General features: G+C 51.8%; 7 protein-coding genes. 6 read left to right on the top strand and 1 reads right to left on the bottom strand.

All coding sequences use genetic code 11. From position 1 onward, the window contains the following. Nucleotides 1-480 precede the first annotated feature (480 nt). The 6 genes from GQ51_RS11960 to GQ51_RS02575 all read left to right on the top strand — a co-directional run bounded on the left by GQ51_RS11960 (nt 481) and on the right by GQ51_RS02575 (nt 9,223). Nucleotides 481-3,039 (top strand): PAS domain-containing hybrid sensor histidine kinase/response regulator, encoded by a 2,559-nt coding sequence (locus GQ51_RS11960; protein WP_052177653.1) that lies wholly within the window; start codon nt 481-483, stop codon nt 3,037-3,039. A gap of 10 nt (nt 3,040-3,049) precedes the next feature. Beyond that, nucleotides 3,050-4,255: an ATP-binding response regulator gene (locus GQ51_RS02595; protein ID WP_200884387.1), complete on the top strand. Its 1,206-nt coding sequence runs from the start codon at nt 3,050-3,052 to the stop codon at nt 4,253-4,255. Next, nucleotides 4,221-4,883, top strand: a complete 663-nt coding sequence (locus GQ51_RS02590; RefSeq protein WP_200884386.1) for a response regulator — start codon at nt 4,221-4,223, stop codon at nt 4,881-4,883. Before GQ51_RS02595 ends, GQ51_RS02590 begins: the two co-directional genes overlap by 35 nt. A gap of 271 nt (nt 4,884-5,154) precedes the next feature. Further along, the gene (locus GQ51_RS02585; RefSeq protein ID WP_052177651.1) at nt 5,155-7,509 is read left to right on the top strand and encodes a YadA family autotransporter adhesin; all 2,355 of its coding nucleotides are present in this window, start codon (nt 5,155-5,157) and stop codon (nt 7,507-7,509) included. 47 nt (nt 7,510-7,556) lie between these two features. Then, nucleotides 7,557-8,447, top strand: a complete 891-nt coding sequence (locus GQ51_RS02580; protein ID WP_047549436.1) for an OmpA family protein — start codon at nt 7,557-7,559, stop codon at nt 8,445-8,447. A 119-nt stretch (nt 8,448-8,566) separates the two neighbouring features. Continuing rightward, nucleotides 8,567-9,223 (top strand): response regulator, encoded by a 657-nt coding sequence (locus tag GQ51_RS02575; RefSeq protein WP_047549433.1) that lies wholly within the window; start codon nt 8,567-8,569, stop codon nt 9,221-9,223. Between the two features lie 266 nt (nt 9,224-9,489). Here GQ51_RS02575 and GQ51_RS02570 read toward each other — a convergent pair whose 3' ends face one another. Further along, complete coding sequence (locus tag GQ51_RS02570) at nt 9,490-11,148, bottom strand: SulP family inorganic anion transporter (RefSeq protein WP_235276147.1); 1,659 nt, start codon at nt 11,146-11,148, stop codon at nt 9,490-9,492. Between the last annotated feature and the right edge of the window lie 93 nt (nt 11,149-11,241).

The raw sequence follows: 11,241 nt of genomic DNA, 5'->3' as shown, positions 1-11,241 counted from the left end.
CACAATATCCAACCCTTCTGAGCGCTGCATTTTCCCTCCTGTATTGACTGCTTTCCTGCCTGCCTGAAAATTGCCGTTCAGGTATGGCGACAGACCTTCCTAAACCGTGTTCCATGCAGATGCCATTTTATGCAGAAGTGTTAATCCATGCGGTAAGCAGGGCATTTCGTAATTAAAATAAATGTGATGGATAAGGTGCTTAAGTACTAGCCTGAACAATAAATTCATGCTCAAATGCATGATAAATAATAGAGTCAATTTTAATAAATAGACAAGACTCAAATGGGGGCTCTCTACCGTGTTTCGCCATTCAATCCATATCGATTCCACATGCCGTCGCATGTATGGCCTGTCTACGCCTGCAATGAAGCTTGTTTTCCAAAAATCGCAGTATGTGGAAAGCCTGCTTTATGCATGGAAGGAGCATGAAGCGCATGATGCATATTTGTGGTTAAGAATAAAAGCAAAGGCTGAGTAAGATTGAAATTACTCAAAAGGAAGAATTCAATTGTCCGCTATCTGATTGTGACCATTCTGGTGCTGGTAACGGTTCTTTTGACAGGCCTGGGTGTTTTCATTGATCGTCATATCAGCAGCCAGGAAACCGATTCGCTGACTGTTTCCCATTTGGGTTTGGCGGATAGCTTGGCAAGCAGCTTGAGTTCTGCATTATGGGATTCTGATTACCCCCAGCTGGAGACGATTGCCGCGAGCGCATTCAGCCATGCCGATGTACATGGCGTTACCGTCCAGGCTCATCAGGCAGCATTCACCTGGGCCAGGGATGAAGCTGGATACGTGCAGAAACTATCGCATCCGGTTAACCCGAAAGGATTGATCGCACAAAATCGCGTGATCATATCGCATTCGCAGGAAGTAGGCACGGTGACGCTGTATTTCACGTCGAAGTGGGTGGATCAGGACATCAGGAAAACCAGGTGGTTTATCCTCGGGGCAATCGCCTTTATTGACCTGTCATTAATGATCGGATTGTATATTGCGCTCAAGTGGACAGTTCTCAAGCCATTGTTAAGCCTTGAGAACTATGCAAAAGACCCCAAAAGCGAAGATGCGAAAGATGCCTTGCTGAATGCGCCTTTTTTTGTCGGTGAACTGGCCTCGCTGCGGGAATCCTTATTGGATATGGTGAGTGATGTCCGTAAAAAGAATGAAGCGCTGATTCAGTCTGCGGACCGCATGAAAAAACTTATCGAGTATTTCCCGATACCGGTCGCACTGATCAACGACACCGGGATTTCCTACCTGAACGATGCCGCAACCACGACATTCGGTTATCAGGAAGATGACCTGCCCAGCTTTGACCAATGGTTTCTGAAAGCCTACCCGGATGCAGGGTACAGGCATCTGGTGCTTTCCAAACTGGAATCGGATTTAGGCAATGCCAAGAAAATGGCCGAGATCTTTGGCAATGCGATCGTGCCAACCGCCATTTATAAAATCGCAACCAGATCCGGCGTAGTCAGGGACGTTGAGCTGGGAGGGATGCATACCTCTGAAAACTGTATTGTTTTTCTGATGGATGTGACTGAGCGTGTCAAATATGAAAATACGCTGACGCAATATCGCTATGAACTGGAAGAGCTCGTGGAGCAGCGTACATCAGAGCTGGAATCCGCCAGGATCCAGGCTGAGCTGGCAAGCCAGGCCAAGAGCATTTTCCTGTCCAATATGAGCCATGAACTGCGTACGCCACTGAATTCAGTGATCGGATACTCGCAACTGCTAATGCGGGATGCGACTTTTGACAGTCGCCAGAAAATCAAGCTGGATACCATTTACAGTTCGGCAAACCACCTTCTTAATTTAATCAACTCAGTACTTGAAATATCTAAAATCGAAGCCGGCGCGACTTCACTGACCATGGAGCATGCGGATATCAGGGCTATCGTGGTCGATACGGTTGAAATGATGCGCGTCAGGTCTGATGAGAAAAACATTCAGCTGGTGACGGATATTGGCGCTTTACCGCCAATGGTGATCGTTGATGCTTTTAAACTCAAGCAGGTTTTATTGAACCTGGTTTGCAATGCCATCAAGTTTACGCATGCCGGCAGGGTGACGCTCCGGGTGAACGCAAAACCCCAGGGGAACCAGAAAGTCAGTTTAAGTTTTTACGTGATTGATACCGGCCAGGGGATTCCTGCTGATGACATGAACCGCATCTTCAGCCCGTTCGTACAGCTGGATTCGCCTACCAGGCATACCGGAACCGGCTTAGGCCTATCCATCAGCAAGAAATTCATCGAAGTCATGGGCGGCGAGATCAAAGTAGAGTCTGCCGAAAATCTGGGATCTAAATTCTATTTTTCCTTGAATCTGGCAATCGGCAATCAGGAAGGCCGTAAAAAACTGTTTTCATGGTCTGACTTTATCAATCGCGGTATCGGGCGGAAAATTCTCGTGGTGGATGATACCGATCATTCACGCAGTCTGCTGATTCAGCTGCTGATGCCGCTGGGTGCTGATATTGTCGAAGCGGCCAGCGGCAATGAAGCCAGATTGAGAATTGCGGAAGACGTGCCGGATTTCATTTTCATGGATTGGCGCATGAAAGACGGTGATGGGTTGTCGGCTATCCAATGGCTGCGGCAGCAGCCGATCAAACAACCCAGGGTTGCCATGATGACAGCCAATGCATTCTCGGAGGACAAGCCGAAAGCGATTGCAGCAGGCGCTGATGATTTCCTGATCAAGCCTATCAATGAAAGCAGCCTGCATCTGGTTCTTGCGGATTTCCTGAATCTGAAGCCGACAGAATGCGAGACCCTGGCTTGCAATGCGCTGGACGCTGATGCTTCATCCTATATTTCAATGCTTAAAGAACTCGCGCCGCATCAGTTGGAGAGTCTGGTTGAGGCGGCCATGCAGCTTGACACGGTAATGATACGCCAGGCCATTCGCGGGATAGAAGCTGAACAGCCGGAGCTTGCGGTTTATTTGTCCATGCTGAATGAGTCCCTGCAATATAAGCGCCTGTGGCATGTACTGGAAATATCGGATATTTTAATTGAATCGTAAAGGGATGAACTTGCATATTGATATTGAGGCCAAGTCGCTTGGCGAGGTTCTGATCGTTGACGATACGATAGAGTCGCTGCAGCTTCTGAAACACATGTTGTCGGATGCCGGTTATACCGTCAGGTTGGCGCAGGATGGTGCAATGGGGCTGCATTCAGTTCTCAGGCGTCAGCCGGACCTGATGCTGCTGGATATCAAGATGCCGGATATGGATGGATATGAAGTATGCCGCCGTATCAAAGCCAACCCCATAACGTCAGGTATCCCGGTCATTTTCCTTTCATCCCTGCAGGATAAATCGTCTTTGCTGAAAGGGTTCGAGCTGGGGGCTGCAGACTACATTAACAAGCCTTATCTGGCTGAAGAAGTGCTTGTCCGTGTGCAAACGCATATCGAATTGCGCCATTTGCGCCTTGATCTTGAAGCCAAATTAAAAGCCAGGACCAGCAAACTTGAAACCGAAATCCTGGAGCGACGGGAAATTGAAGATGCGTTGCGCTTAAGCCAGAAAAAGCTGCAGAATCTATCTGCCCACCTGGAGGATGTGCGTGAAAAAGAACGTGCCAGAATAGCGCGCGAACTGCACGATGAAATGGGGCAGGCTTTTACGGTCATGAGAATGGATATTGCCCGATTATACGAGTGCAGCAATCTCGAAGAAAATTTTCTCAAGGAAAGGTTAAGTGCCTTGCTTGGCGTGCTGGACCAGGTGGCGGATACGGCCAGGTCCATATCCGAGAATCTGCGGCCTGGCATGCTGGATGTGCTTGGTTTGAATGCCGCGGTGCAGTCACACATTGAGAAATACATGCTGTGTACCGGCATCAAATGCCTGCTCACAATGTCGCATGGTGAGTTTGTGCTTGGTGATAAGCTGGCAATCGCCTTGTTTCGCATCCTGCAGGAATCCCTCACCAATGTTGCCAAGCACGCCAAAGCGCAGCAGGTTGAAATCCAGGTGTTCAGGATGGAGCATAAGATCCTGCTGGTCATACAGGATGACGGCATCGGCTTTGCAGCGGATGCATGCAGTAAGAACGGATTCGGAATGATAGGCATGCACGAGCGCGTCAGGTCTTTGGGTGGGGAGTTTTTGGTGGAAAGCCACCCGGGCAGCGGTACGCGAATAGAGGTTGATATTCCATTGCATGAATCATTAGGTCACATGGAAAATTTGAGTAATGGATATGACAAAACGCATCATCATCGCCGATGACCACCCATTGATCCGCGAAGGGTTCAAGCATATCCTGGCATCGCACCCGGCGTATACCATAGCCGCAGAGACCGCTGACGGCCATGAGCTGCTGGCGGCGGTCCGCCGGGACAGTTACGACATCGCCCTCGTGGACATGTTGATGCCGGGCAAGAACGGTATAGAACTCATTCAGCAGCTGCATCTGGAGAAACCTGAACTCAGGATACTGGTGATCAGTTCGCACAAAGAGGATATCTATGCGGTACGCGCCATCCGCGCCGGGGCATCAGGCTACCTGTGCAAAGACCACGCAATCTCTGAGCTGGTGCATGCGGTCAGCAGACTTGCCCAGGGACGCATGTACATCACGGAAGACGTAGCCGAAGAACTGGCACTTTCCAGCATGCACACCACGCCGGTCAAGCAGCATAGCCTGCTGTCCGACCGTGAATATCAGGTGTTCCTCAAGCTGGCTTCGGGTAAAACGATGTCTGCAATCGCAGACGAACTTAACTTAAGCCTGAAAACCGTGAGTACTTATAAAACCCGTATCAATGAGAAAATGGCTTTCAGCAATGCTTATGAGATTGTCCGTTATGCCCTGGAAAACCGTTTGCTTGATGCTACCGATAACGCATTCAATTAACACCGCAGCCTGCGACTCCTTTGATGTTCTAACCGCCAGCCCCTGGTGACGGCCTGTAGGATTTATCTTACAGGTTTCATTACACATATCCTTACAGCTAAATCAGAGTTCATCTGACTTCTTTGGTCTGAGCAAAACCAGATAATTGACCAAGGCTTTTTATATCAAATCCGCTTTCATGAAAACTTCACTCATGCTGGGTTTTTCCTGTTACGGGTGTTTTAAAAAAGCACAATCAATTATTGAAAATTTTTGAAAAGAGTGGATCAAAGTGAAAATCTATCCGAATAAAATAATCTATACCCTGGTGGCAGCAACGTTCGCAACAAATGCCGGAACGGTGAATGCAGCATTGGTGAGTGCCTGTACCGGCGTCAGCCTGCCAAAATCAGTCGTAACTGATATTGTCGGGCAGGCCGTGGTACCCATTGCCGGTGCGCTGGATAATACCTTGTCTGCATTACTGTTTCCACTTTTGGGTTTGCAGACCAACCTGCAGAACACGCTGGGCAGCATAGCCGCAGGCGACCCGATAGCGCTCAATGTGCTGGATACCAGCGGCAATGTGGTTGACCCTACCGCAGACCCCACCTGCCAGACCACAGCTGACGGTTTTCAGCTGAGTACGCCCAAAGGCATTTCATTTGGCGGCAACCAGATCACCGGCCTTGGTAATGGCACGGTTGCCGATGCCGGGGAGATGAATTCAATCGCTATCGGCAATGCCGCAAGTACCGATGCCGCAGCTTTGAATTCCATTGCACTTGGCACTAATGCCACCATCGGTGCCGGCGGAACCAACTCGGTAGTGATCGGCAGCGGTGCCAGTGCCAATGTTGCTAACAGCGTTGTACTCGGCGCCGGATCAACGGCAACGACCGGTGCTGCCAGCGGTTACAGCGCTTATGGACTGGCCGCGCCGCAAAGCAGTGTCGGGGAAGTTTCAGTCGGGTCAAGCGGCAATGAACGGGTCATCACCAATGTTGCCGCCGGTTCGGCTGCGACCGATGCCGTGAATGTCTCTCAATTGCAGGCCATCAATGATGGCGCCGTTAAATATGATACCGGGCTATTGCTTGAGAAATCACTGATTACGCTCGAAGGCGCGCCAACCACCGATGGCGGCACCACAAACGGCACCAGGATCACCAACCTGTCAAAAGGGGAAATCAGTGCAACCAGCAGCGATGCCGTCAATGGTTCCCAGCTTTACAACATTACCCAGGGTTTCACGACCAATATCGACAACCTGGGCAACAGTACCGCTACCAATCTGGGCGGCGGTGCAGTCTACAACTCGACTACGGGTACCATATCGGCGCCGAGCTATAATGTATACAGCACAACACAAACCAATGTCGGCGATGCCATTGCTGCCTTGCAGACCAATGCTCCGCTGCAGTATTCAGATGCCAATGGCGTGGCAACGCCACTGGTGCCATCCAATGATGTCACCCTGGTGGGGAGTACGGCGGGCCCGGTACGTGTCCATAATGTGGCGGACGGTATAGATCCTAACGATGCCGTGAACAAGAGCCAGCTTGATGCGGTGCAGGCCGGGGTGAGCAGCCTTGATGCGCTGGCTGTCAAGTATGACAGCGCAAGCAAGGACACGATCACGCTGGCAGGCCCGACCTCCACAGATGGCGGCGTGACTGGCGGCACGACGCTGACCAACCTGCATCAGGGAACATTGAGCGCAACCAGCACGGATGCGGTGAATGGTTCCCAGCTTTTTGAAACCAACCTGCGTATCGATAATATCGTCAATGGCGGCGGCGTTAAATACTTCCATGCCAATTCTACAGCTGCCGACTCCTCAGCCACCGGCGCCGAGAGCGTTGCAGTGGGGCCGCGGGCATTGTCCAGCGGTACCGGCAGTGTAGCGATAGGCGACAACAGCCAGGCGACGCAGGATGGCGCGATTGCCATCGGGCAGAATTCGGCTTCCAGCGGGCTCAATTCAATCGCAATCGGTACCGGTGCCGTGGCCACCGGCTCGGTTGCGGTGGGTGCAGGCGCACAGGCCGGCAATGGGGGGGCAGCGTTCGGTGACAATGCGATCGCGCTGACTTCCCAGCAAGGCACTGCATTGGGTAATGCGGCAACCGTTACTTCTGACCGCGGCGTAGCCCTTGGTGCGGGTTCGCAGGCCAGCAGGGCAGGTATGAACGGCGCTGCGGAGAAATACAGCAATACCGCCGTGAGTTCAACTGCGGGGGCTGTATCTGTCGGGTCGGCCGGTAATGAACGGCAGATCACGAATGTGGCTGGCGGTACTGCGGACACCGATGCCGTTAACGTACGCCAGCTTGATGCCGCAATCTCCCAGACCAACCAGTATTTCAGCAACCAGTTCTACAACCTCCGTTCTGAAATAGACAAGGTGGACAAAGATGCCAGCGCCGGTTCTGCAGCCTCTATGGCAATGGCCAGCATGCCACAGTCGGTACTACCCGGCAAGGCGATGCTGACGGCAGGTGTCGGGCATTATGAAGGGCAGTCTGCGGTTGCGGTAGGTGTATCCAATTTTTCTGAGAATGGACGTTGGGTTGTGAACTTCAACGGCTCAGCCAACACGCGTGGCAAAGTCGGCGCAGGTGTCGGTGTGGGAATTCACTGGTAAGCGCGCTTTGAATCTCACCAGCGAAATAGAATAGGAAATCTTAATACATGAACAATATCAATAATCAACTCAAGACAGGCTTGATGACGGCTTTAATTGCAGCCGCAACAGTCCTGCCAGGGTGTGCGACATCCGGCAGCAAGCTGTCACAGGATGGCGCCAGCGACAAAATCGTATTTCCGGATGCCAATAAAGCCTGGTTAAAAGAAGCGGTGGACCCTAATGTCGATAATCTGCGCCGCATAGCACCTGGCATGACCAAGGACAATATCTATTCACTGATAGGCAGGCCGCATTTCAGCGAGGGCATCATCGGCGTTCGTGAATGGGATTATGTGTTTAATTTCCGTAAAAGCGCTGACAGCACCGTTCAGACTTGCCAGTACAAAATCGTCTATGCACCAGACATGCACCTGCGCAGTACTTACTGGCAGCCGGAGTCCTGCGCGGACATGCTGAAACCTGACCCGGTGCCGACCCAGACCGTGATTGAAAGGATTGTGGAGAAATCAGCCGTGCTTCCCAGGCCGGAAGCGCCCAGGCAGGAAGTAGTTCGCATCAGGGTCGCTGCGGACGGTGTGTTTGAGTTTGATAAATCCGGCATCAGTGATTTGCGGCCAGGAGGCATTGAAAAACTGAATAAGGTCGCTGAGCAGTTATTGGCTAGCGGCGAAATTACCCAGCTGAAGATCATCGGGCATACGGACCGCTTGGGTGATGATGCTTATAACCAGCGTTTGTCTGTAGAGCGTGCCGAAGCCATCCGGCAATACCTGGCCAGGAAAAGTGTCACGACGGAGTTAGCCAGCGTCCAGGGCGCCGGCAAGTCACAGCCTCTGGTCGAATGCAGGCAAACCAGGCGTGATGAAGCGCTGATTCGCTGCCTGGAGCCTAATCGCAGGTTCGAAATCGAGGCGTGGACGGTCAGCAAACAGTAAACCTTACGGAGCCATCAGCAAGCAGGGCATCAACCCGCTTGCTGATGGCGTTTGAAAAGTAATTAATTTGAAACTGTGGCTTTGAATCAAGACCGATATTAATTCCAAGACATGCAACCATGACAAAAAGCATCATCATTGCTGATGACCACCCATTGATCCGCGAAGGGTTCAAGCATATCCTGGCATCGCACCCGGCGTATACCATAGCCGCAGAGACCGCTGACGGCCATGAGCTGCTGGCGGCGGTCCGCCGGGACAGTTACGACATCGCCCTCGTGGATATGCTGATGCCGGGCAAGAACGGTATAGAACTCATTCAGCAGCTGCATCTGGAGAAACCTGAACTCAGGATACTGGTGATCAGTTCGCACAAAGAGGATATCTATGCGGTACGCGCCATCCGCGCCGGGGCATCAGGCTACCTGTGCAAAGACCACGCAATCTCTGAGCTGGTGCATGCGGTCAGCAAACTTGCCCAGGGACGCATGTACATCACGGAAGACGTAGCCGAGGAACTGGCACTTTCCAGCATGCACACCACGCCGGTCAAGCAGCATAGCCTGCTGTCCGACCGTGAATATCAGGTGTTCCTCAAGCTGGCTTCGGGTAAAACGATTACGGAAATTTCAGAGAGACTAAACCTGAGTTTAAAGACCGTCAGTACATATAAAGCCCGTATTTTCCAGAAGCTGTCGCTAAACAGTGTGTACGATGTGTGCAGGTATGCCTTAGAACATAATCTGCTTGACCAGGTGGATAATTCATCAGGATGAAATGCGGCAGATTTTGAATCACATGCCGATTTTTGATGTATAAAGATTCTACTATTGCCGGTTTCCTAGCGGTGCCAGTAAGTTAGCGCGCCTATCCCCACGCAGCCCACAAAGTTATCCACAAAAACTGTGGAGTCTTGGATCTGGCAGTCAATGCATCATGCAAAGCGTGCATGGCGTTGTTAAGCACATGATCGCATTATGGAATTTACAGCATTCACAACCGTCGGGGAGCTATTCCCGAATCCGTGCCATGCAAGAAGGCGTCAGAGAGGTACCGTTAAAGATTGAATGTTCTTGATGATATTCTTCTCACCTATTTTTTGGATGATGCCTGAGCGCTCCATCTTTTCCATGATATTGGCGCGCACTTCACACAGCACCAGCCGGGTATGGTTGCGTTCGCAGTTCTTCACCAGTTCTTCAAAAGCCTGCAAACCCGATGCGTCAATAACCGGCACGTTCTGCATGCGCAGCACCAGGATGTCGGCGTGGGTATGGGCATGCTCCAGCGCGCTCATCAGGCGTTCGGTCACGCCAAAAAAGAACGCGCCTTCCATGCTGTAAACCGCGACATTTTCGGGCAGTATGAAATGGGCGTTACCGGTTTCAGACACCAGGTCTTCTACGGTCTGGTGCCGGATGCTTGCCGCCTCGCTCATGCGCTTCATGAACAATAGCGCGGCCAGCATCACGCCGATATTGACTGCGGCCACAAGGTCGGTGAAGATCGTGAGCAGAAACGTGATCAGCAGCACAGCGACATCTGCCCGCGGTGCCGTGCGCGCCATATGCCAGAAACGGTGCATTTCACTCATGTTGTAAGCCACGACAAACAATATTGCAGATAAGGCGCACAGCGGTATGTGCGCGGCTAACGGTGCAAAAACAATCACAATGACAACCAGCGTTAACGTATGCACAATGCCTGCCAGCGGGCTGGATGCGCCGTTGCGGATGTTGGTTGCCGTACGTGCGATCGCGCCGGTAGAGGCAAAACCGCCGAATAATGGAGAAAAAATATTGGCGATGCCCTGGCCAACCAGTTCCTGGTTGGAGTCATGCTTGGTGCCTGTCATGCTATCGGCAACGACTGCGGACAATAGTGATTCAATTGCGCCCAGCAAGGCGATGGTAAAGGCCGGTACAATCAGCTGCAGCACCTGTGAGAAACGGATAGGTAAAAAATGGAAGCTGGGCAAACTTTGCGGTATGCCGCCAAAAGCCGAACCTATCGTAGCGACGCCTTCAAACTTGAAGACAGCCTGCAGCACTGTCGCTGCCACCATTGCAACCAATGGGGAAGGGATGCGCTTGAAAATCCTCGGTGAGTAAATGACCAGCAGTAGTGTGAATGCGGCCAGCAGTGCCGTTACAGGGTGCAGGCTGGGCAATGCCATGGTTAGATCCCATAGCTTTTCATGAAAGTGCTCCGCACCAGGTTCCGGCTTCAGGCCTAGGAAATCTTTCCACTGGCCAACCCAGATAATGACTGCAATACCGCTTGTAAAACCTACGATTACCGGGGCAGGGATGTATTTGATCACGGCGCCGAAGCGCACAAGCCCCATCACCAGCAGCATGACGCCAGCCATCAAGGTGGCCATTTGCAGGCCGGCAATGCCGTACTGGGCCGTGATACCTGACAGGATTACAATGAATGCACCGGTAGGGCCTGATATCTGCACTCGGCTGCCGCCCATTAATGAGCTGATGCCGCCTGCCACGATTGCCGTGTAGATGCCTTGTTCCGGTTTTGCGCCGCTGGCGATGGCAAAAGCCATGGCCAGCGGTAGCGCTACAATGCCAACGATGACGCCCGCCAGCAGATTGTTCGCCCAATGCGATCTCTTGAATAAACCGGCGCGTCTGGCTTCCTGCAGGGCAATCATCTTATAACCCGGATACTTGTTCTTGAACGTCAATAGTAGCACCCTGAGGTGATGACCTCAATTACTACATGGGTTCTGCGTATACTTTTACAGGTGCTGGCTACGATTGCATAAAGCTGACGGCCA

Origin of the sequence: Methylotenera sp. G11, from assembly GCF_000799735.1 — a bacterium.
Classification (GTDB): Bacteria; Pseudomonadota; Gammaproteobacteria; order Burkholderiales; family Methylophilaceae; genus Methylotenera.
Note: the sequence above shows the minus strand (reverse complement) of the source record. Positions and strands in the feature narration are given on the sequence as shown.

Bases quoted from the DNA above. Each gene is read 5' to 3' on its own strand.
- GQ51_RS02575 (WP_047549433.1), top strand. From the start codon at position 8,567: ATGACAAAAAGCATCATCATTGCTGATGACCACCCATTGATCCGCGAA.
- GQ51_RS02580 (WP_047549436.1), top strand. From the start codon at position 7,557: ATGAACAATATCAATAATCAACTCAAGACAGGCTTGATGACGGCTTTA.
- GQ51_RS02590 (WP_200884386.1), top strand. From the start codon at position 4,221: ATGGATATGACAAAACGCATCATCATCGCCGATGACCACCCATTGATC.